This is a genomic window from Paenibacillus sp. DRB1-1 (genome assembly GCF_052119485.1).
Classification (GTDB): Bacteria; Bacillota; Bacilli; order Paenibacillales; family Paenibacillaceae; genus Paenibacillus; species Paenibacillus polymyxa_B.
In genome coordinates this window covers 727,104-749,118 of record NZ_JBODQH010000001.1, presented here as the reverse complement: position 1 = coordinate 749,118, position 22,015 = coordinate 727,104, and the positions used below count along the sequence as shown (strand labels likewise).

19 protein-coding genes are annotated in these 22,015 nt (G+C 46.8%); 12 read left to right on the top strand and 7 right to left on the bottom strand.

Going from position 1 to position 22,015, the window contains the following annotated elements; translation table 11 throughout:
- Positions 1–27: 27 nt before the first annotated feature.
- Both sufB and ACQW03_RS03385 read left to right on the top strand, forming a co-directional pair.
- On the top strand, positions 28–1,425 hold the full coding sequence (sufB, locus tag ACQW03_RS03390; RefSeq protein ID WP_013309556.1) for a Fe-S cluster assembly protein SufB: 1,398 nt from the start codon (positions 28–30) through the stop codon (positions 1,423–1,425).
- Positions 1,426–1,743: 318 nt separating this feature from the next.
- Positions 1,744–2,106 (top strand): YmaF family protein, encoded by a 363-nt coding sequence (locus ACQW03_RS03385; protein ID WP_279831412.1) that lies wholly within the window; start codon positions 1,744–1,746, stop codon positions 2,104–2,106.
- A 218-nt stretch (positions 2,107–2,324) separates the two neighbouring features.
- Here ACQW03_RS03385 and ACQW03_RS03380 read toward each other — a convergent pair whose 3' ends face one another.
- Complete coding sequence (locus tag ACQW03_RS03380) at positions 2,325–3,389, bottom strand: HD-GYP domain-containing protein (RefSeq protein WP_441948254.1); 1,065 nt, start codon at positions 3,387–3,389, stop codon at positions 2,325–2,327.
- Between the two features lie 319 nt (positions 3,390–3,708).
- On the opposite strand from ACQW03_RS03380, the gene ACQW03_RS03375 reads away from it, so the two are divergent.
- From ACQW03_RS03375 to ACQW03_RS03345, 7 genes are all read left to right on the top strand, one after another.
- Positions 3,709–5,163, top strand: a complete 1,455-nt coding sequence (locus ACQW03_RS03375) for a bifunctional metallophosphatase/5'-nucleotidase (protein WP_441948252.1) — start codon at positions 3,709–3,711, stop codon at positions 5,161–5,163.
- The gene (locus tag ACQW03_RS03370) at positions 5,117–6,277 is read left to right on the top strand and encodes an HD-GYP domain-containing protein (RefSeq protein WP_104495838.1); all 1,161 of its coding nucleotides are present in this window, start codon (positions 5,117–5,119) and stop codon (positions 6,275–6,277) included. Before ACQW03_RS03375 ends, ACQW03_RS03370 begins: the two co-directional genes overlap by 47 nt.
- A gap of 97 nt (positions 6,278–6,374) precedes the next feature.
- The gene (yfkAB, locus tag ACQW03_RS03365) at positions 6,375–7,505 is read left to right on the top strand and encodes a radical SAM/CxCxxxxC motif protein YfkAB (RefSeq protein ID WP_441948250.1); all 1,131 of its coding nucleotides are present in this window, start codon (positions 6,375–6,377) and stop codon (positions 7,503–7,505) included.
- Positions 7,506–7,613: 108 nt separating this feature from the next.
- Positions 7,614–8,963: a hemolysin family protein gene (locus ACQW03_RS03360; RefSeq protein ID WP_441948248.1), complete on the top strand. Its 1,350-nt coding sequence runs from the start codon at positions 7,614–7,616 to the stop codon at positions 8,961–8,963.
- 240 nt (positions 8,964–9,203) lie between these two features.
- The gene (locus tag ACQW03_RS03355; RefSeq protein ID WP_025722540.1) at positions 9,204–9,428 is read left to right on the top strand and encodes a spore coat associated protein CotJA; all 225 of its coding nucleotides are present in this window, start codon (positions 9,204–9,206) and stop codon (positions 9,426–9,428) included.
- Between the two features lies 1 nt (position 9,429).
- Positions 9,430–9,879, top strand: a complete 450-nt coding sequence (locus tag ACQW03_RS03350) for a spore coat protein CotJB (RefSeq protein ID WP_441948246.1) — start codon at positions 9,430–9,432, stop codon at positions 9,877–9,879.
- A gap of 33 nt (positions 9,880–9,912) precedes the next feature.
- Positions 9,913–10,482: a manganese catalase family protein gene (locus ACQW03_RS03345; protein ID WP_013309567.1), complete on the top strand. Its 570-nt coding sequence runs from the start codon at positions 9,913–9,915 to the stop codon at positions 10,480–10,482.
- A gap of 249 nt (positions 10,483–10,731) precedes the next feature.
- Here ACQW03_RS03345 and ACQW03_RS03340 read toward each other — a convergent pair whose 3' ends face one another.
- Positions 10,732–11,802 (bottom strand): glycosyltransferase family 2 protein, encoded by a 1,071-nt coding sequence (locus tag ACQW03_RS03340; RefSeq protein WP_071640151.1) that lies wholly within the window; start codon positions 11,800–11,802, stop codon positions 10,732–10,734.
- Positions 11,803–12,236: 434 nt separating this feature from the next.
- Between ACQW03_RS03340 and ACQW03_RS03335 the strand changes: the two genes are divergently transcribed.
- From ACQW03_RS03335 to ACQW03_RS03325, 3 genes are all read left to right on the top strand, one after another.
- Positions 12,237–15,044, top strand: a complete 2,808-nt coding sequence (locus ACQW03_RS03335; protein WP_441948243.1) for a methyltransferase domain-containing protein — start codon at positions 12,237–12,239, stop codon at positions 15,042–15,044.
- Between the two features lie 25 nt (positions 15,045–15,069).
- A complete protein-coding gene (locus ACQW03_RS03330) occupies positions 15,070–15,732 on the top strand; it encodes a class I SAM-dependent methyltransferase (protein WP_441948241.1) in 663 nt (220 codons plus the stop codon).
- A gap of 84 nt (positions 15,733–15,816) precedes the next feature.
- A complete protein-coding gene (locus ACQW03_RS03325) occupies positions 15,817–16,518 on the top strand; it encodes an HAD hydrolase-like protein (protein WP_441948239.1) in 702 nt (233 codons plus the stop codon).
- Positions 16,519–16,621: 103 nt separating this feature from the next.
- Here the strand turns inward: ACQW03_RS03325 and ACQW03_RS03320 are convergent, their stop codons facing one another.
- The 5 genes from ACQW03_RS03320 to ACQW03_RS03300 are packed head-to-tail and all read right to left on the bottom strand — an operon-like array spanning position 16,622 to position 21,993.
- On the bottom strand, positions 16,622–17,836 hold the full coding sequence (locus ACQW03_RS03320; protein ID WP_441948237.1) for a YheC/YheD family endospore coat-associated protein: 1,215 nt from the start codon (positions 17,834–17,836) through the stop codon (positions 16,622–16,624).
- Positions 17,818–18,333 (bottom strand): GNAT family N-acetyltransferase, encoded by a 516-nt coding sequence (locus ACQW03_RS03315; protein WP_071640155.1) that lies wholly within the window; start codon positions 18,331–18,333, stop codon positions 17,818–17,820. The genes ACQW03_RS03320 and ACQW03_RS03315 overlap by 19 nt, the downstream gene beginning before the upstream one ends.
- Before the next feature lie 16 nt (positions 18,334–18,349).
- Positions 18,350–19,459 carry a YheC/YheD family endospore coat-associated protein gene (locus ACQW03_RS03310; RefSeq protein WP_025722533.1) on the bottom strand — a complete coding sequence of 370 codons (1,110 nt, stop codon included), beginning with the start codon at positions 19,457–19,459 and terminating at the stop codon, positions 18,350–18,352.
- Complete coding sequence (locus ACQW03_RS03305; protein ID WP_013309575.1) at positions 19,456–20,826, bottom strand: YheC/YheD family endospore coat-associated protein; 1,371 nt, start codon at positions 20,824–20,826, stop codon at positions 19,456–19,458. The genes ACQW03_RS03310 and ACQW03_RS03305 overlap by 4 nt, the downstream gene beginning before the upstream one ends.
- Before the next feature lie 12 nt (positions 20,827–20,838).
- Positions 20,839–21,993 carry a YheC/YheD family endospore coat-associated protein gene (locus ACQW03_RS03300; protein ID WP_220031023.1) on the bottom strand — a complete coding sequence of 385 codons (1,155 nt, stop codon included), beginning with the start codon at positions 21,991–21,993 and terminating at the stop codon, positions 20,839–20,841.
- Between the last annotated feature and the right edge of the window lie 22 nt (positions 21,994–22,015).

Sequence of the window (22,015 nt, the reverse complement as noted above, 5' to 3'; positions counted from 1 at the left end):
AAATAGAACAGAGGAGGTTTGAGAAACATGGCCAAGAAAGCACCGGAAATGGAAGAGTATAAATATGGCTTTCGTGACGAGCACAAGTCCATTTTCCAAACAGGTAAGGGTCTCACTCCGGAAATTGTAAAGGAAATCTCCAAAATTAAGGATGAGCCAGAATGGATGCTGGAGTTCCGTCTGAAAGCACTGAAACAGTTTGAAAAAATGCCAATGCCAAACTGGGGCGGAGATATGGATGAACTGGATTTCAACGATATCCAGTACTATGTAAGACCTTCCGAGAAACAAGGGAAGACATGGGAAGAAGTTCCGACGGAAATTAAAGAAACCTTTGATAAACTGGGTATTCCTGAGGCGGAGCAAAAGTTTTTGGCTGGTGTATCCGCACAGTATGAATCCGAGGTTGTCTACCACAGTATGCAAAAGGAACTGGAAGATCAGGGCGTTATTTTCATGGATACCGATACGGCGTTGCGTGAGCATCCTGAGATTCTGAAAGAGTATTTTGCAACAGTTGTACCTCCTGCGGACAATAAGTTTGCTGCACTGAACAGTGCGGTATGGTCAGGTGGTAGCTTCATCTATGTACCAAAAGGCGTGAAATGTGAAGTTCCATTGCAGGCTTACTTCCGTATCAACTCGGAAAACATGGGTCAATTTGAGCGTACGCTTATTATTGCGGACGAAGACAGCTTTGTGCATTATGTAGAAGGTTGCACGGCTCCAATTTACAGCACGAACTCGCTGCATAGTGCCGTGGTCGAAATTATTTGTAAGAAGAACGCACGCGTTCGTTATACAACGATCCAGAACTGGGCACCAAACATCTATAACCTGGTAACCAAACGAGCGGTTGCAGAAGAAAACGCAACGATGGAATGGGTCGATGGTAACATCGGTTCCAAGTTGACGATGAAGTATCCAGCCGTTGTATTGAAAGGCCGTGGAGCGAAAGGAATGGTCCTGTCCATCGCTGTTGCAGGCAAAGGCCAGCATCAGGATGCAGGTGCGAAAATGATCCACTTGGCACCAGACACCACATCCACAATTGTATCCAAGTCGATCAGTAAGCACGGCGGTAAAGTAACGTATCGCGGATTAGCTTCATTCGGTCGTCAGGCTCAAGGTGCAAAATCGAATATCAAGTGTGATACGCTGATTTTGGATAATCAATCAACTTCAGATACTATTCCTTATAATGAAATCATGAATGACGACATCACGCTTGAGCACGAAGCAACGGTTTCCAAGGTATCGGAAGATCAGCTGTTCTATCTGATGAGCCGTGGTTTGACTGAAGCAGAGGCAACGCAAATGATCGTTATGGGCTTTATTGAGCCGTTCACCAAAGAGCTGCCGATGGAATATGCGGTAGAAATGAACCGTTTGATCAAGTTCGAAATGGAAGGTAGTATTGGTTAAAACGCCGTAATCCTTGGTGTGACAAGGTTTTTGAGGTATTCTAAAGCTGTTAAATCGGAGTCGTGCCGATTTTGTGCCGACTCGGATTTCCTACTAGTATAGAAGGCGAACTTTTTAAGTTCGTCTTCTTCTATTTTTTCCGTAATGTCTAAAAAGACTTCGGCAGTTTTCTGAATTGTCTTATGATCTAACCGCTTTTATAAGGGGAGATGGAATTAAAAAAATTATTGTTAGGACTGCGGATAATTGCCTAGCACTTAACTATGTTTGCTTAATAGGATATTGTAAAGCCACAAAACATAAGGAGGCAGGCAACGGATGCAGAAGAATAAACCTACAGTAAAGAAGAAAACAATCTCTTCTAAACAGACACAGAGGCATGTACATGAATTTGAAGGTAGTACCAAACTGGCTGAAGAAGGCGCAGACCGACATAACCACCGCTTTGCAGGTGTTACTGGGCAAGCGATTCGAGTTGGAAGAAGTCATGTCCATGAAATTGATCTTTCAAAAACTGATTTCGTGAACCATTTTCATAATCTGAGAAGGATTAGAACAGGACCCGCTATTCCAGTCGGAAATGGCAAGCACGTACATTTTGTTACGGGCCAAACCACATTAAATGATGGTCATGTACACCAGTTCAATTTCGCAACATTGATTCAGGCACCCCTTATTTAATAAACAGATGTAGGAGGTCTGGAAACTTTTCCTGCACCTGCCTTCTTTATTGTTTTTGATCATTGTAAATTGTGACTAGGTTAATGTCCGTAACATAAAAAGAGGCTGTCCTTCGTAGAAGAACCTACGAATCAAGGACAGTCTCTTTTTATTCGCGTAGCCTGGGCTTCGGCAAAACATTTCGTTCCACCGAAGTAACGCCGGGAGGCAGTAGCGGATCAGGATTCCAAATAAATTTCATCAATGGATACATGGCGTTCCCTAGACAAATCTACATATTCATCATCGTTAATTCTCACTAAGGGTCTGAAGTAATCAGCAGGATTGTTCAGAATAATCGTTCCTGTCTGCCCGGTAGTCAGCAGAACCTGCTTATTAATGAAATTAGGAAGCATGTGTCTGATGAACACTTGGGTAGCTTCTGGGTTTAGATGTCCAAAACTCATACTGTGCAGCTCGCGTAATACGGCGAGTAGCTCCTGCTTCGTCTGGTACACACGATTGGAAATCATCGCGCTATACACGTCTGCAATAGCTGTTATGCTGGCAAAAGGATGAATTTCTTCCTTGAACAGTCCATGGGGATATCCACTTCCATCTTCACGCTCGTGATGCTGCAAGGCGACAATTGCAGAAATCTCATCGCTGGTTGAATTGCGAATAATATCATAGCCATAGAGAGAATGTTTCTTCATTTCATGAAATTCTTCAGGTGTCAGTTTATCCGGTTTGTTCAAAATTTCATTCGGTATCATGGATTTGCCTATATCGTGTAAATATCCGGCTTTACCAGCGGCATAAGCTTCTTCTTCTGTAAATCCAAGCCATGTGGCAATGTAATATGACAGTACACCTACTTGGAGAGAATGATTATAGGTATAGTGATCTCCCCGCTCCATAATTAACAGCAGAGATACGACATCTTTTTGACGAGCCAGCTCTGAAACGAGAGGGCCGAACAGTTCATCAACTCGATATTCATCAAATTTTCCAGTTGAGGAAGCTTCGAGAAACATGCTTTCAAAGCCACTGATCGTCTGCTCCATGAGGGGAACGGCGCGTTTGAGGGATTCAGGGGAAGCTGGAACATCGGGGGCAAAGTCAACCGGAATGCTCGCAGAACCGGCATCAATGTCGATATAATCGACACCATGCATAATGAGTTTGGAAATGTCGTCATGCTGAAGCTCGGTGCCCTGAATCATGACAGGTACACCGTGCCCGTTGTATGTATCGGATTTGAGGCGATCTCCCGGCTTGGCATCGGTAACGTGAACTCTCATGTGCTAACCTCCTTATTGTCGTAAATTTGTCGAAAATATGAAACAACCCTAATATATCAAGAATTATATGGGATGACAACGACTAAATTACTATTATTCCAAGCTGTAAAATAGGTCCCAGGAACCCGTTTCCTATCAGATACCTACAGTAGATAACGTCAATGCTTTTCACTATGTTTATGATGTGAGATTGTTCAGAGAGTACAGCGAAGCTTAAGGACTATGTCCACTCATATGTACCATATTGCTAAATAACATGGTATGCTTAAACATTAGAAGCTCCAAAGTCGATATATATAAAGTATAGAGGAGGGCGGTTATGGAGATGACGACTCGGCAAACGTTGACCATTTTGCATACCAATGATATCCATAGTCATTTTGGCAGTATGCCTTCGATAGCCGCGATGATCGATGAACGAAGAGCCGCATCAGGGGATGCGCTGCTTGTGCTCGACATAGGAGACCACATGGACCGGATGGCCCCCGAAACGGAAGGAACGCTCGGTGGGGCAAATGTGGATGTGATTAATCTAACAGGATACGATGCAATTACGATCGGTAACAATGAGGGACTGACTTTTACCCCGGATATGATTGAACAGGCATATGCGGGGATTCATTGTCCGGTCGTATGCGGCAATATGACAGAGCGTGCTACGGGGATGAGCCCTTCGTGGATGAAAGAATCCCTTATCGTAGACAAAGCTGGAATCAAGGTCGGTTTACTCGGTGTGACGGCTCCTTTTGTAGAGTTTTATCAATTGCTGGGCTGGGATGTGCTCAATCCGTTTGAGGTGCTGGGGAAGCAGATCGCGGCACTGAGAAAGCAGGTTGATGTTTTGGTCGTGATGTCGCACCTGGGTCTACCTTCCGATCAAAAATTAGCGTCACAGTTTCCTGAAATTGACGTTATCCTTGGAGGTCACACCCATCATGTACTGGAGGAACCACTTTGGATCGGAAAAACAGCTTTATGTGGGGCGGGTAAGTTCGGAACGCTGCTGGGTGAAGTGACACTAAGTCGTAAAAATAGCCTCGAACCGTTTCGAGTCACGTCAGGCGGCGTAGTTCCTGTAGATCAGACACTACTGGACGAAAAAGTGGCATCGGCCATTGCGGTGCATCGCAGACAAGCAGAGCGCGCCATGGAGAGCACCATTGCGGTGACGGATCGGAAACTGGAGATCGCATATGATCAGGAATCCCCTTTTGGGAATATGCTGGCACAAGCGGTGTCCCATTTTACAGGAACAGAAATTGCCCTCGTCAATGCGGGACAACTGCTCGGCCCATTACCTCAAGGGGATATCAGCAAAGGAATACTACATTCCTTATGCCCTTCGCCGATTAATGCCTGTGTTATGAAGTTGCGGGGAAGAGATATTCGGTTGGCGCTGGAGCAGTCCTTGCTGCCTGAATTTACAGACAAGCCCATGACGGGCTTCGGCTTCAGAGGCAAAGTGCTTGGCACGATGTGTGTGGAAGGCTTGGCCATTCAGTATGACCCTGGCCGTGCTCCTTATGAAAAAGTGACGGACATCCGTGTAGCGGGTCAACCTTTGGAAGAGCATGAGGAATACACAGTGGGCACGTTGGATATGTTCACTTTCAAAGCAGGTTATGAAGTGCTTGCGAACGGAACAGATCTCCGATTTATGCTTCCAGAATTTTTACGGGATTTGATTGAAATGGAGTTGAAGCGTCCGGGCGCGATGGAAGAATGTTTTGCAGCTAGGTGGCTTCAGGTATCAAAACAATCGGGAGAGGATTAAGCTGCGACTGGTACCTGTTACATTATTGAGAGCCGGCATGAAGCTGGGCAAAAAAATATACAATGAAAACGGAATGGTGCTGCTCTCGGAAGGTGTTGAGCTTACTTCGCGATTGATTGAACGTCTAGGCCAAGTCGGTATTGGATATGTATACATTGAGGATGCTGTGACAGAAGATATCGTCATTCCTGAGATGATCCATGAACAGACAAGGGCCGCAGCGCTACAGGAAATCAAAAAGCAGTTTCAAGGGTTGTCATCCTACTCCGTAGATCATAAGCACAAATATTTTGGCAAGTCATTTTATAAGGTGATGGAATCCATTCTGGACGATATTGGAGGCCGTCAGGACGCCGTCATTATGTTGATGGATATCGGGGCCGCAGATCAGGATTTGTATCATCATTCTTTGAACGTATGTTTATATTCACTAGTACTTGGAATATCCAATGGCTACGATAATAACCAGCTCATGGAGCTGGGGATAGGTTCACTACTGCACGATATCGGTAAAATGAAAATTTCACCTCAAGTACTCTATAAGCCGGGTAAATTGACGGATGAGGAATATGAGCATATGAAAACACACACGGTGATCGGCTACAAGCTGCTCAAAGACGAACCTGGAATTCCCTTGTTGTCGGCTCATTGTGCATTACAGCATCATGAGCGTATCGACGGCAGCGGGTACCCACATGGTTGGAAAAAGGACCAGATCCACGAATATGCGAAATGGATCGGTCTGGCGGACTCGTACGACGCAATGACAGCAAGTCGGATATATAAACAGGCTTTGTTGCCTTATGAAGCGATGGAAGTGCTGTACGCCGGGGCAGGAACGTTATATGAGCAGCGAATGCTGGAAGCCTTTCGTGACTGTGTAGCTATTTACCCCCTGGGACTCTCTGTGGTGCTCAACACGGGGGAAGAGGGGGTCGTGGTGCGTATACATCCCAAAATCCCACAAAGACCCGTCATTCGCATTGTAAGGGACCGGGATGGGCAGGAAGTGAAGGCACCTTATGATGTGGATTTGTCCGTGTCCCTCTCGGTTATGATTACAAACACATTGGGCGCTACTGCCGCCCCTTTCGGAGGAGTACACGTAGATTAGCAGATGATGTGGAAGAAAGCATGCAGACACTTTACACATCATGATATGATAATTATACGTCTTTTGAGGTTAATAACAGAAATAAGGTGAAAACATAATGACAGTTCTACAAAATAACACGCTCCCCCAAATATCGCCAACCTATGATCCGTGGGACCCGATTGTCTCACTGCGTACACATGGTCGTCATTTGCTAACGAGTGTGGAAATGACCGTAACGCATCTATGTAATATGCGCTGTGAGCATTGCGCTGTTGGCGACATGTTAGTTATGAAGGAGGCCCCTTTCCTGCCGTTAGACCTAATGCTGAAGCGTCTGGATGAAGTCGAGCATCTGGAGACCATCAGTATTACAGGCGGGGAACCTGCTTTGCTCGATAAAACAGTGGATGAAGTGATCGTTCCACTGCTGAAACATGCCAAAGAGCGCGGTATTCGCTCGCAAATCAACTCCAATCTGACGTTAGATATTCGCAGATATGAGAAGATGCTTCCTTATCTGGATGTGATGCATATTTCGTTTAACTATTTGAATGCGGACGATTTTTATGAAGTGGGTTTTGCAAATACCGGCCGGCCGACTCCACGTGCTGGCGCTGTTCGTCTGTATGAAAAAATGATGGAAAATGCCCGCAGATTGAGTGAAATGGGAATGTTCATTTCAGCTGAATCCATGATTAATTATCGGACACACACGAAGCTGGGGGGCATTCATCAGTTAATCAACGAAATGGGATGCCGACGGCATGAAGTTCATCCAATGTATGCGTCGAATTTTGCCTCTGCTTTGCCTGTGCTTTCACTCGACGATATGCGAAACTCTATCCATAAGCTGCTGGATGTACGTAATCAGGACATGTGGATGTTGTTTGGCACATTACCGTTCTTTGCTTGTTCGGATCGGGAAGAAGACCGCAAACTGCTTCGCCGCTTGCGTCAGGAACCGAATATTACGGTGCGTAATGATCCGGACGGAAGAAACCGTGTGAATGTGAATATGTTCACGGGTAGTGTGTATGTGACGGATTTTGCAGACATTCCGGCTTTCGGAAACATTCAGGAAGACAGTCTGGACGATATTTTTGGTGAATGGCTGAATGAGCATCCGTTGAATCAGACTGTGAACTGTCATTGTGATGCCGCTGCCTGCTGTGGACCGAACCTGCTCGTGGCAGATATGTACTACAAAGGAATAGATTTTAAATCAAGAAAAGCATTACAATTATGAGTATTTTTGCATGATTCTAATTAGCAGCTTCCAATCAATAAAATTTGGATTGAATTGCTTGCAAACCAAAAGATGCAAAATGCAAACTATAGAAATGGGGAGTTCGTATTGGATGGTCATACCGAGTTTCATTGGGGATTGCTAGCTGTGAATCTCCTCTTGGTACTGCTGCTTGTCTTTCTAAATGGTGTATTTGTGGCCGCAGAATTTTCGTTGGTCAAAATGCGCCAATCCCGATTGACGCAGCTCCAAAGCGAGGGTCATCGCCTGGCAGGCTATGCGCTGAAGGTGAACCAAAAGTTGGATGCTTATCTGTCCGCCACCCAATTGGGCATTACGCTGGCTTCATTGGGCCTAGGTTGGATTGGAGAGCCAGCAATATCCGGCTACCTGATAGAGCCACTCATGCACAAACTCGGTGTAACTGACGGTACACTGATTACAACGGTATCCGTTATCGTCGGATTTTGCGTAATTACCTTTTTGCATATCGTATTGGGGGAACTGGCGCCAAAGTCCTTAGCGATTCAGAAGACCGAAGGTGTGGCGTTGTTTTTATCGGCGCCTTTGCTGCTTTTTTATAAGGTCTTTCTGCCTGTGATCTGGGTATTGAATGCTGCGGCAAACTTACTGTTGCGTGCATTCGGCATTCAGCCGGCGAGTGAAGCCGAAGCGGCTCATTCGGAGGAAGAGATTCGTATATTGATGAATCAGAGCGCCAAAAGCGGTGTGATTGATAAAGACGAAATTAAGCTAATGGATAATATTTTCGATTTTTCTGACTTGCTTGCCCGCGAAATCATGCTGCCGCGTACAGATATGGATTGTTTGTACACGAATTTGTCGTTTAAGGAAAATCTCAAGATTATCAGCGAGACCAAGCATTCCCGCTACCCGGTAGCGGTTGAGGATAAAGACCAGATTATCGGTTTTGTCCATATTACGGATCTTCTGCTAGCTGAGCAGGGAGAGCAACTGGATCTGGCTTCGGTGGTACGTCCTATTTTGAATGTGCCGGAGTCCATGGAAGTGAGTCACGTGCTACGCCTTATGCAGAAAAAACATTCCCAAATGACTCTCGTGGTAGATGAGTACGGTGGAACGGCCGGGCTGCTGACAGCGGAGGAAATTTTGGAGGAAATCGTCGGGGATCTCTATGATGAATTTGAGGATGAACGCCCGAGCGTGGAAATGAAGGAGAACTTCATCTCTGTGGACGGTCGTATGCTCATTGAGGATGTCAATGATTTGACTGGAGTGAATATTGAAGACGACGAGGTGGATTCCATCGGGGGATGGCTGTTCAAGGAATTGGAAGGCATTCCGGTGAAAGGGAAGAAAATTGAGTTTTATGACCTTACCTTTGAGGTGGAGGAAGCAACAAGGCTTCGCATAATGAGAGTGAAGATTCACCGCAAGCCTGAGCCTGTGCTTGAAGATGAGCTTTCTACCGATTGATTCCTGATCCACAGAGATAGGTAAGATCAGTTGAGGTATGTAAGTTATTATAGAGTGCTGAAGAAAGAGCCTTTAAATCCACGTGCCGTGGTTTTAAAGGCTCTTTTTTGATTTGAAACAGTTCTATAGTTATTTTCTTTGAACAATTATTTTTATCTGTGATTTTTTGTTCGAGACTTGGGCGATGCGGCATATGTTGAATAGTAAAGCAGATGGATCAATCAAAGGAGGTCCCGGCCCGTGAAATTTCCACAGCAAGGTGAGTATGCCCCGTTTGTCGGCCCGTTCGATCCGTGTCCACCCGTCCTGTGCAAGACTTATGTGCTTCCGCCAAACTTATTTGTACAATTTCAGCCCCCTGGTCTACCTCAATTCAGTCCAGATGAGGCGCTGACGAAGGGGACGCTATGGCCTCTACTTTACAGTCCTTATGAGCCTATGAGAAACCAGGGGGGAGGCGAATAGAATGGAGAATCCAAAACAGGGTCAGTCCCCAAACCCATTCCAACAGCAAATTCAGCAAGAGAGTGGGTATCAACAGCCGAATCCCTATCAAAGCCCTTATTCAAATCCGTATCCATACCAGAATCAGTATCAGACCCAAGCTCAGGACTATAGTCAAGCCGGAAACCCAGCCCAAGGCTGCACGCCCCAAACCAAGCCGGGTGATGCCCAGTTTTATGCGTTGCTGGAGAAGCTCCAAGCAGTGGATTTTGTGTTGGTGGAGCTGAATTTGTATCTCAATACACACCCGGATGATTTACAGGCTATCGAACAGTTCAATAAGCTGACGCAGGAAAGAACGGCGATTGCTAACGAGTACCAGATCTTATATGGGCCTTTACAAAATTTTGGCCGTGCCTATTCCAAGTATCCTTGGGAATGGAACCAAACTCCTTGGCCGTGGCAGGTCTAGGTAGGTACAACCTTTTATAAAGGAGGAACATGAATGTGGGTATATGAGAAAAAACTGCAATATCCCGTACGTGTCAGCAAATGTGATCCTCATATGGCCAAACTGCTTATGGAGCAGTATGGTGGAGCGGATGGCGAGCTGGCGGCGGCTTTGCGGTATCTGAATCAGCGGTATACGATTCCGGATAAGGTTATCGGCGTACTTAATGATATAGGTACGGAAGAATTTGCGCACCTCGAAATGATTGCGACTATGATTTACAAGCTGACCAAGGATGCGAGTGTAGAGCAAATGAAGGCAGCCGGGCTGGGGGAATATTATGCGGCGCATGATCATGCGCTGTATTACCAGAGCGCAGGCGGAGTTCCTTTTACAGCGACCTATTTTCAAGCCAAGGGTGATCCAATTGCGGATTTGTATGAGGATATTGCGGCAGAAGAAAAGGCGAGAGCTACATATCAGTGGCTGATTGATTTAACAGATGATGTGGATTTGCAGGATAGTCTGAAGTTTCTGCGTGAACGCGAAATAATCCATTCGCTCCGTTTCCATGAGTCTGTGGAAATTTTGAAGGGGGAAAGAGACCGGAAGAAAGTGTTCTGAGAAAATGATACACAAGGTCTCTTAGTGAGCTTAAGCTTGCAGGAGACTTTTTTTTTTTGAAGTCATCTAAGCTATGAAATGGTCGTTCCCAAGAAGTAGCAATGGGCATTTTGTATATAAGCGGGGGCAAAAATAAAAGCCCCCAAAATTGCAGGCTGTCAGCCCGGGTATCGTGCCGAGCACATATCGGCATGATGACTAAAAGGCCGCCTACATTAAACGACCTTCCCCGGCGCGTCTTTCTCATCCCTATTGCTTCAGTTGTGCAAAATATTGCTCGTTATATAACACGCTTGGATGGGTAGGATGGTGCAACTTTGCTATGCGATGATGCGATTTTGCCTTTTCGATGTCACCGATTCGGTCGTAACACAGGCATAATTGCAAGTGTGGAAACCAGGTATAGTACGACGAATTGGTTAAGGCCATCACATCTTGTGGAGGCTCTATCAGCGTCGCCTGGCGAAACCAGTAAATGGCTAGAGCGTACCGTTCGTCTTCAATCAACAAATTTCCAAAGACACAGCAGAACTGGGCGCGTGGTACATCAAGGTTAAGTGTGCGAAGCAGAGCCATACGCTGTTCCTGTTTTTGACCCTGGTGAGCGTAGCAATCCGCTAGCTTAAAGCAAGCAGCAATCCGATCTTCAATCCATCCGAGATCTAGCCCCAGATAGTGTTTGTACTGCTGGATGGCTTCTAGTATGCGTCCGTTATCATAAAGTTCATTAGCGAAGTAGTAGTGATCTCGTTCAGAAAATGTGGTGCCTTGCTCCCGATGCTTGAGATAGATATGCAAATTACGATCAGTGTACGCACGTGTCTTTTTATGAGTCACCGCCATATTACTGTGAAAGGTACTGCCTGTCACATTCAGGAATTCGTGAACAAATCCGATCCATCTGAATTTACGGTCACGTCGCACCATTCGGTTTCTTTTGAGCTTATGCAGCGGCTGCCCCTGTTCATCTACAGATAGCACATAATCCATCGTAATGCTGTCATACGAGACGGTGGCTTGTTTTTTCCAGTCGAGAAATGCCAGTCGGTCTTGCTCTTCTAAGATGTCGTCGGCATCCAGCCAAAATTGATATTCCTGTGTTGCCTGATCAAACGCATAATTGCGGGCTGCGGAAAAATCATCACACCATTCAAAAGGGTATATCCGAGCGTTGAACGATGCAGCTACCTCTTGGGTACTGTCGGTAGAGCCAGTATCAACGATAATGATTTCATCTACCAGGTCATGGACTGATTTCAGACAGGTATGAAGTGCTTCTTCTTCATTTTTGACAATCATACATAAGCTGACAGTTACCATGCTCTTTGTCCCTCCCAAAAAACTTGATATAATCTCCATTTTATGTAGGATAGCTTGCTCATTATGTAGTAATTCCGATGGAGCTTTTAGAGGATGTGTAATGATCATAAATTCAAACTTGCTCTAATAAATTAGAAAATCAAAGTCTGATATGAAGGGGGAGGAGATTGTGCGAAATTCGATTTATCAAGTGCGACCGGGAAATAAATTTGATGGCTAAATGTAGTTGGAAAACAGGTGGAAAACAGAAAAAAGGCAGTTAACTGGATGTTAAGATTGTATTTTTGTTTTGATGTCGTTTTCATTGATATTTCCAGGTGTAAGTCCATTCATACTACGCTCACTCCCATATCGCTTGGTCGCAATTAAGGTATGCCTTAGGACATGGAGGGAGAACGGTTTATGAGGCTTCTGCCTGATGGAGGCGTTGAATCATGCGTATACTAATCGGTAGCCCGGTGCACCAGAAACCGGAAATATTGTCTTTATTTCTTCAAGCTTTGGAGCGACTAGAGGCACCTGACGTGCTGCCCGATTATTTATTTGTCGATGATAATGACAATCCGACTTCAAGCCAATGGCTTGCCGATTTTTCCAATCGGCTGCCGGGCAGGGTTTTGCCCTTGTTGACAGGCTCACAGCAAGTGGAGAATCGAAGTGATGAGCATACTCATTATTGGCCGCCTGCCCTCGTCTGGAAAGTGGCTGATTTTAAAAATCGCCTTATTGATTATGCACTTCAGCATAATTATGACGCGCTGTTTTTGGTCGATTCAGACCTGATTCTCCATTCCCGTACCTTATGTAAACTGGTAGAGGCGGAGAAGGATATTGTATCTGAGATTTTCTGGACACGCTGGCAGCCGGAGGGGCCTCTATTGCCTCAGGTGTGGGTTAGTGATGAATATAATTTGTTCCATCGTGAAGAAGGCGAAGTGTTGTCGGCAGAGGAGCGAGCGCAACGCGAGTTGCATTTCATACACCAATTGCACGTTCCTGGTTTGTATGAGGTGGGTGGTCTAGGCGCTTGCACCCTAATCCGCAGACGTGCACTGGAAGCAGGGATTCACTTTGGTAAAATCAAAAACGTTTCCTATTGGGGAGAAGATCGACATTTCTGTATTCGGGCAGCTGCATTTGGATTTCCACTTTTTGTGGATACACACTATCCGGCGATGCATCTGTACCGGGAAGCGGACAGAATAAAGGCAGAGCAGCTACTATTCACCCTAAAGTATTTTACAACGAGTGCTGTTCATACGGACCATTCAGAACATTTAGCATATCTGGGTCACTCCGATACTTCTACAAACTCTCCTGCCTTCAATCGTTCTGCATCATCAAGTCCCTCTAAGTTCCCTGAACCTCCTGTTATACCGTATGATCTCCGTGAGTCAGCTGTCTTTGCCAAGTACACTGCGGATTCTTCTGTTGCATCACAAACGTTTTCTGGTCCACGACAAAGTGAACTTCATACGCCGCCTGTCTCCAAACCCAAATTGACGCTGACCATGACGGTATACAATGAGGCAGATCGCAAGCTCATTGACGTGCTGCGGAGTCATCGGGAATATATTGATGAAGCGGTCATTATTGATGATGGCAGTCAGGATGATAGCGGAGAGTTGTGCCGTGAGATCCTAAAGGGAATCCCGTTGCGTTTAATACGCAATGAAACAGCTTCTTTTACCAATGAATTAGAGCTGCGAAAACAGCAGTGGAGAGAGACGTTGGCTTCCTCTCCCGAATGGATATTAAACATGGACGCTGACGAAATGTTCGAATCCCGTTTTGCTCAAGGGGTACATTCGTTGTTAGCGGGAACGAAAGCGGATACGATTTGTTTCAGGTTGTTTGATATGTGGAATTCCACGCATTATCGCGATGATGATTATTGGCAGGCTCATCAGTATTACCGTCCTTTTTTAATTCGATATAAGGAAGGGTTTCCTTATAAATGGAAGGAGCAGTCCTTGCACTGTGGGAGATTTCCCGAAAATGTGCTTGACCTACCCAGTGAAATCAGCAACTACCGTATCCAGCATTGGGGATGGTGTACACCTGCTATTCGCATGGCCAAATTTCAGCGATACCAGTTGCTTGATCCAAGTGCTCGTTATGGCTGGAAAGAGCAATATGAATCTATTTTGGACCCGAACCCCCGACTCACGCTTTGGGTAGATCAGGACAACATAAATGCAGAAAAAGAAACTGCACCAGAGTATGAAGCTGCCGATGATGTGAACGCCATGGATGTTGCTGAGATTGCGAGTGTCCAGGTTATTAATAATTCCGACCTACAAATAAAAAGTGAAACAAAGGACTTACTTTATAGTAAATGCAAACTGTGTGGCTCATCTGACACGGCAGTATTTCATAGCTATGAACGCTTTACCTTGATGGGATGCGGCTCCTGCGGATTGGTTTTTCGTAATGATGTGGATCATATACAGCCAGAGGATATGATTGCAAAAATTTATAATGCCGAATGGGTTGCTATGCGGGATAGTGCAGCAGCTTCAACTTATGGAGATCATGCCCTTTTTGGACTTATGCTGCTGGATATGTTCAGTACCAGTAAAGGAAAATTGCTTGAGATTGGATCAGGTACCGGAGAATTTATTCATGCTGCCCTTCAAGCCGGCTGGGATGCAGTGGGCATTGAACCTTCCATAGACTCGCGTGCTTACGCCAAATACAAATATGACGTGGATTTATTGCCGGGTTACTGGGACGATGAAGCCGAAGAAGATACTCAAACCGAAGAAGCACATGAAATACAGGAATTGAATGAAGAACAAGAAGCAGAAGAAGATACTGACTTATCACTGGATCACAAATACGAGGCCGTAGCATGCTGGCATGTGCTGGAGCATATTGCGGACCCTGTTACATTTTTGACAGATTTACGTGAACAGCTTCAACCTGACGGGACGTTGTATATTACGGTGCCTAACAAAAACTCGTTCACCAATGAGGCTTATGGTGTTTATTCGCCTTTATTTACGGAGGAAGATCATTTGTATCATTATTCTGAGCATACGCTTGCGCTCTTACTGGCAAAGTCTGGCTTGCGCCCGGTGGCTTTGTTCACCCGCCAGCTTCCCTCTGGTTTGGATGCCTTGCTGCAAGCCCATCCTTTGTACGGTGAGCTTACCCTTACGGAGCAAATGGGATTGTTAGCCAAACTTCAAGGCGAGAAACGGGGTCATGAACTGTGCTGTGTCGCAAGAGTAATTTAATCATCCCTAAAAGGAGGCAGTATCCATGAACATGTCTGACCCGTATCTGTCTCGCTTTTTTGTATATTCTGATCCCAGCTCCTCCAGCATGATTTACAGACTCCCCCAAAGCTGGTGGAGTCGCCCCTATGAGTATGAGTGGTGTCTTCAATTTATGTCTGGGCAAGATACAGTGCTGGACGCAGCATGTGGAATCCCACATCCATTCAAATTTGAGTTGGCCCGCCGTTGCGCTCAGGTCTATGCCTGCGATCTGGATATTCGGATCGTTTCCGTGGATGCCATTTTGGCCGAGGTGCGGCGGGATATCGGAGAGGAGGCCGCCGAGCGCATTCAGGAGATTTTACCGGTTCGGCTTCACTCCGCACATGCTAATCTGACGGCTCTACCCTATGAGGAGGCCAGTTTTGACAAAATTGTATGTATTTCGGTGCTGGAGCATTTAACACCTGATGAATCTTTGGCAGCCTTACGTGAATTTCACCGGACCTTAGGCGATGACGGAATGCTTCTGCTGACGTTTGATTACCCTACAGTGGACCTGTCAGCGATGGAGCAATGGATAGAGCAGGCGGGATTTTCGTATTGGAATGGTGTGGATCTCAAGCTTCCACGGGGGGCTTTACACACGGATATGTGGGGCGGTTTGCATTGTTTCAGGACTGTTTTAAAAAAATATAAGAGTTAGCAGTATGCGCAATGAGGTTTACACGGACCTCTCTTATTGCTTATCATGAGAGGGGTTAGAGTTGTAAACCTACATAGGAAAGGAATGACTGATAACTACATGAACAATGCACCTGTGTTGAAGAAACCTGAGGCTATGGTATTTGATATGGACGGTACACTTTTTCAGACGGAGACGCTATTGCTTCCTGCGTACCACAAGCTGTTTGATACGCTGCGCGCCGAAGGGCTTTATGAAGGAGAGACTCCTCCCGAGGAGCTTATTTTGAATAGTTTGGGCATGCTGCTGGATGAAATCTGGAGAAGAGTGATGCCGGAAGCCAGCGAAGCGGCCCATAGAAGAGCGGACGAGCTGCTGCTTCAGCTGGAACTGGAAGGATTGAAGAACGGAAGTCATGCCTTGTATCCACATGTAAAAGAAACACTCCAGACCCTTCATGAGCAAGGTGTTCGATTGTTCGTAGCAAGTAACGGGCTGGAGGACTATGTAAAGGGGATCGCTGTTGCGTATGAAATGGTTCCCATTTTTGAAGGACTGTACAGTGCTGGGGAGTACAGCACGCTCTCCAAAGTGAATTTGCTGGAAATTCTGTTGAGCAAGCACGATATTTCGAACGTATGGATGGTAGGAGATCGTTCCTCAGATGTGGAAGCAGGCAAAAAGAACGGACAGACGGTGATCGGTTGCGCTTATGCTGGATTTGGTGTGAACGATGAGTTGAAGGGGTCCGATGCGATTATTACAGACTTTACGCAACTGCTTACACTTTATAAAAACGCCGAGTAACTGTGAAACACAGGTAATTGGTTATAAATAGGCTCGACGCACCATATAATTAAAACATGCTGGTACTGTCGGGCAGACGAAAAAAGAAAGGAAGGCAGCCACTTTACGTGGAGCCTTCCTTTGTCTTATTCTCTGTCTTATTCTCTGTCTTATTCTCTGTCTTATTTTCTGCTTTATCTTCTGTTTTATCTTCTGCTTTGTAGTCCGCCTGAGGCTTAGGATTAATTTGTGTGTGGTAGACCCACAAAGCATATTCCATGGGCTTGGCGATGGAACGGCGATAGGTTTCTTTTTCACCAATGCGCGAAAAGACCTCACGGGCTGGCTTCGGGTTGACTTCCAGCACGTATATATGACCGTCCTTATTAATTGCCAAATCGAGCGCAAGCTCGCACAATGCCCCGTAGCTTTCTTCCAGATACGCAGCAATGTCCAGTCCGAGTTTTTCCCCTTGCTTGATGATTTTCTCTCTATGGCTTTCATTACGAATCCATTGCGTCAGCAATTGGCTCATCGGTACCGCCTTGCCTCCACCATGCAGATTGGAAGTGACACTCCGATGCGCCCCGATTCGCCCGGCGCATCCGGTCAGCTCCCATACTCCTTGGCTATTTTTCTGTACCAGCATACGGTAATCATGGACTCTGCCATTCGGCAACTGCACAGGAATGCCTTCCTGAACAATGTAGTTATCCATGTTCCAGCTGCTCAGACGCGGCTCCAGACGGTCTAGACGTACCCGCTGCTGGGGAATAATATGGCGTTTGCGATTGCGGCCCTCAATCAGATACAGGCCTCCTTGCTTGTTAACAGGTTCAATACGTAAAATACCGCGGCCTCCCGTACCGTTAATCGGCTTGAGGTACACTAGTGAATTCTGTTTGAGCATCCGTTTTACACTATGAAATCCACTGAACAGCTCTGTTGCAGGCAAATGGGCGCGAAAGGCAGACCTTCTCGCAAGCTGCTGATGAATGACCCACTTGTTACTCAGCGGTCGGTTTAAATATACAAGGTCTGTGTATTGCAATCGGAACTGTTTCAACTGACGATATCGCTCACTGCGCTGTACCCGGCAACGGTCGAAAATCATATCTGGAAACTCTCGCCATTTTAGGGTCCATTTTCCACTTTGTGGATCATAGATTTGGGCAAGGAGCAGCCTGCGATCCTTATGGACATCTGCAGGAGTGAATACATACATATCCAGTCCCAGCCTTTTCCCTTCTGCAATCATGCGCTCATATATGTCGCGCTCCTCCAATTGCTTCTTGTTGTTCAAATACAAGGTCATGATGCCTAGGACAGGTTTTGGCACAGCATTCCACCTTCCTCTGCCGTCTGCTTATCTTGGGATAACTCCCCGTGAAATATCAGCGTGGGTTTCCCGGTCGGTCCAGTCGTCATTTCGTGCGCAACAAGTCCAGCGCGGAAACAGGTTTTGAGACTGGACATATTGTCGGCGGCTACGCTGCACGTCAGACGGCGCAGCTGTTTGAGCTGGGCGGACAGCAGTCTAGCGCCCAGTCTGCGGCCCCGGTAAAGCGGACGAACAATTACGATGCAAGCATCCTTCCCGTAATTCAGAGCGAGGGAAAATCCCGCAATCCGCAGCCCCTTCTCCGTGCGCACATATGCGCACAGGAGGGAGGAGCCAGGGGTGTTCAATTGCTCGGGCGTTAAAACTGCCAACTGCCGCAGAGCATTACGAGTAATGCGCATGCCCCCTGAGCTGCGGGCCAAAAACAGCAACTGTCGTCGTCTCAGCAGCCAGCTCCGGGCAGGCAAATGTTGAACATCGCTAATTTGCGGCATGGTTCCACTTCCTTGATCATGATTTCATTCGTCCGGCCAAAAAGGAGCTGTACTGGAATATACGTCTAAGCGACTTTTGGCGGATTTCCGGCTCGTCAAATTTCATCGGTTTGGCATTGGCCTCAAAAAACCAGAGTGTACCGAGCGTATCCACGCCCAAATCCATGGACATTTCGCCATGAGAAAGACCGGATGCACGTTCAATTTGACGTGCAATCTGTATGGCCGTACTTTTAACTTTGTTCAGTAGATCCGTGCTGTCCTCAGGCCCAAACAGCGAGGACAGTAGCTTGAACGGGTCCTCTACACTCCCGCCACGCGGGACATGTGTGGTAATGCTCCCCTTACCCGCCAGTCTGGCACCAACTCCGGTTATACTCCAGGAGCCACGGATATTTTTTTGTACCAGGATACGCAGGTCAAAGGGTTTTTTCTGATAAGTTGCCAGATCGATACCCTGTTGAATGATATAAGGCGAGTTGCCTGCTTCCCGGCGGATACGTCCCCACAGCCGGGATAGCGATACAGATCTGTAGGTTACACTTTTTTTGTCATGCTGAATGGTCAGTCTGTAAGCCATGAGATGGTCTGGGTGGAATTTAAGAATCATAATCCCTTTTCCGGCCTTACCGTTTTCCGGCTTGAGATACAGGTATGGATACGCAGACAGCATTTTTCCTAATGAAGACAGGTTGCTTAACCGTTTGGTTGCCGGAACAAGCTGACGAGTGGTTTCCGAGGTACGCAACCACTTGAACAGTTCCCATTTGTTAAAAAATCCTGGATTGTACAGTTCAATGCCTGAGGCATGTGAAATTTCATCCAACTTTGTGCGCACAGAGGTTTTAAGTTCATAATTACGGTTTGGGATGCGATTATAAATGACCTGTGGAGGTGGGAAATTCTGTTCCTCCCACGTCTGTAAGCTCTTGTTGTAGACATAGCCCTTAACCGTCTCATCTGCTAGTTTCAGGTCCCTGACGGTAACAATGTACACCTGATATCCCATCCGTGTTCCCGTTTCAAGAATATCCCTGAAATTGCGCTGATTGCCCTTGAAAAATTGCCCTTCGTCGTGCACTGTCAATACAGCAACGACTGGCTTATGCTCCGCCCGGGTATTCATAGTTCCTCTTTTCTGCGGAATTTACTGAGGTAAAGACAGTGGTCCAAAATATGCTCCACGGATGCTTTACCCTCCGCACGCAACGATGGATGCTGAAAAATGGATCGGCCTGGCTTGGAGTTGGCTTCAAACATCCATACCTTTTCATCCTGATCAATACCCAGATCAAAGCCGATTTCACCCAGTAGATGCTGGTGGTGGTGTTCAATGGCTTCAGCGAGCGTAACTGCTACGTTCTTGGCACGTTGAAGCACTTCACCCGCCCGGTCTCCGAATACCCGGTTCAACGCCTGTTCAGGTGTCATAAGAGAGCCGCCATTTTTGATATGGGTCGTGACACTGCCACGTCCGGATTTTTTGGCTCCAATGCCGACAACGACCCACTGGTTATTTCCATTTTTATGCATGTGAAACCGGAAATCAATCGGGCAGTTGTCAATCTCGATCAGCTGGATGCCCTGTTGAATGACATAACCCTTTAGCATCTGTCCCTGATTGGAGTGAAGCATCCTGAGCATGGAGTTAAAAGAGGTGAATTTTAGCAATACATTGCTATTTTTCTTACGGTACCTCACATAATATCCTTGCTTGGGAACATGGGACAGACGGTAGATTCCTTTACCGAGACTGCCTCCACTTGGCTTGTAATAAGCAAATTGATGTCGCTCCAGCATACTTCGGATACGTTCAGAGCTGGGATTCGTGTATGATTCAGGGACATAGCGGTTAACATCTGGGTTATTCTCCAGCAGATTATAGATATCAGACTTATTGAAAAAGCTCCAGTTAAAGAAGGGAATTCGTTTGCGGGAAAAGCGTTCGCGTAGTTGATTGATCGCCGGGGAAAAATCAGAGCGACGGCTCGGCAAACGATTATAGATCACGTCTGGCAAAGGTACAAGTTTACGTGTAAATTCCCCGCTGGATGACAGAAAATAGCCGTTAATCGTATCATTTTGCCAGTTGATATCCCGTGGGGTGAAGGCGAAAATATAAGATTTTTTGCTACCTTCCTTCAGCAGTTGCTTAATAAAGCCTGTGCGTGATCCGAAAGGGCGAGTGGTGGAGGTGGTACCGTCAGACAGCACGCCAATCAACGGCCCTAGCTGTATATCACCATCCAGATTTCGCAAATAGATGGACCCGCTTTTGGGAACACGGATTGCGTTACGTAAGCCGGAGGTCAAGTATAAATGGCGTCCCGCCTTCTGAATTGGTTTTACTGTAGCGGGGATCTGATCCTTACCGAGCCGCAGACGAACGGACTTGGCTCCGGATAATTTAAGGCTTTTCAACAAGGCAGTGGATATATACGCCACCTTGTCGGGCTGCTGTGAGAAATGCACATTACAATGCGTTAAACTCATCTGTTTATCCTCCTATACCGTATGTTCAAGGGAGGCGTCCGCGCCCTTTGGCCCTGTCGCTTTGGAATGGGTCATTAAATATCGAGCATATTCGAGCGGGCGGTTGACCGACTGGAAAGCGCACTCGGGCTGACGGGTCTGAAAAAAGGAGGCCCGCCCAGGTCGGGAATTAACCTCCAATAGCCAGATGTTCCCGCTCCGGTCAATACCGTAATCAATTCCCAACTCGCCAAGGCGGCCATAACGTTCCTCCAGCGCCCTGGTAATGGTCAAGGACAGCGCCATCATCTGCCCGATGATGAGACGCGTGGTGTCCGCGCCAAATTGTTCACGAAGGTAAGGCTCAGCCGGATGGGCTTCGCCCCCACCATGCAGATTAGAAGTCAGGGTTCCTTTCCTGCCTTCTCTTACGGCAAAGCCCGTCAGGCACCAATAGCCGTTGCCATCCTTTTGCATGAGTGCACGAACATCAAAGGGATGATTGCTCTGGCTTGTTAATTTCAAATAAGGCTGCACGATATAAGCGCGTTTATGTGCAATTCCGTGGATCCATGACAATCCTGCATCCAATTCGGAAAACAAGCGCCGGAACGGGCGGTTACGGGAGTCTCTACCCTGTACAAGTAGTCCCTGGCCTCCTTCTGCCAGCCGGAGATACAGTGTGCTCTTGCCATGTGTTCCGGTCTGTGGCTTCATAAACAGCTCCGAATGGCGTCGTAGCCATTCCACAAGCTGAGTCGTGTCCCGGTAAGGCGCCGTAGGCGGCACAAAGGGACGCACTTTATCTACCGCATGTAAAGCGCGATACACCTGCCATTTGCCAGGCAAGTTACGCGACCAGTAGATGAGCTTGCGCGATTTTTGCTCCGCCATGTCTTCCAGTGTGCGCCTGACATTCTGGCTCTCGTGGATATGGAGACAGCGGTTATACACAATGTCCGGCAACGGAAAGCGACCGGATGTCCATACTCCGTTACGATAAACATAACCTCGTATGGAGTGATCTTCAGGTGAGACTCCTTCGGCGGTAAACGCCATTACGCTAAGCCCAGAGCGCCTGCCCAACAGACTTAGCCTGCGGCAAAAATCGGCTTCGGTAATAGGGGGAGTGACGGCCTGATTCCGGCTAACAAGCACGCCCAGCGTACCTGGCACAACAAGAGACACCGACAACAGCTCCTTTGGCAGC

Bases quoted from the DNA above. Each gene is read 5' to 3' on its own strand.
- sufB (WP_013309556.1), top strand. From the start codon at position 28: ATGGCCAAGAAAGCACCGGAAATGGAAGAGTATAAATATGGCTTTCGT.
- ACQW03_RS03385 (WP_279831412.1), top strand. From the start codon at position 1,744: ATGCAGAAGAATAAACCTACAGTAAAGAAGAAAACAATCTCTTCTAAA.
- ACQW03_RS03380 (WP_441948254.1), bottom strand. From the start codon at position 3,389: ATGAGAGTTCACGTTACCGATGCCAAGCCGGGAGATCGCCTCAAATCC.
- ACQW03_RS03375 (WP_441948252.1), top strand. From the start codon at position 3,709: ATGGAGATGACGACTCGGCAAACGTTGACCATTTTGCATACCAATGAT.
- yfkAB (WP_441948250.1), top strand. From the start codon at position 6,375: ATGACAGTTCTACAAAATAACACGCTCCCCCAAATATCGCCAACCTAT.
- ACQW03_RS03350 (WP_441948246.1), top strand. From the start codon at position 9,430: ATGGAGAATCCAAAACAGGGTCAGTCCCCAAACCCATTCCAACAGCAA.
- ACQW03_RS03345 (WP_013309567.1), top strand. From the start codon at position 9,913: ATGTGGGTATATGAGAAAAAACTGCAATATCCCGTACGTGTCAGCAAA.
- ACQW03_RS03340 (WP_071640151.1), bottom strand. From the start codon at position 11,802: ATGGTAACTGTCAGCTTATGTATGATTGTCAAAAATGAAGAAGAAGCA.
- ACQW03_RS03335 (WP_441948243.1), top strand. From the start codon at position 12,237: ATGCGTATACTAATCGGTAGCCCGGTGCACCAGAAACCGGAAATATTG.
- ACQW03_RS03330 (WP_441948241.1), top strand. From the start codon at position 15,070: ATGAACATGTCTGACCCGTATCTGTCTCGCTTTTTTGTATATTCTGAT.
- ACQW03_RS03325 (WP_441948239.1), top strand. From the start codon at position 15,817: ATGACTGATAACTACATGAACAATGCACCTGTGTTGAAGAAACCTGAG.
- ACQW03_RS03315 (WP_071640155.1), bottom strand. From the start codon at position 18,333: ATGCCGCAAATTAGCGATGTTCAACATTTGCCTGCCCGGAGCTGGCTG.
- ACQW03_RS03310 (WP_025722533.1), bottom strand. From the start codon at position 19,459: ATGAATACCCGGGCGGAGCATAAGCCAGTCGTTGCTGTATTGACAGTG.
- ACQW03_RS03305 (WP_013309575.1), bottom strand. From the start codon at position 20,826: ATGAGTTTAACGCATTGTAATGTGCATTTCTCACAGCAGCCCGACAAG.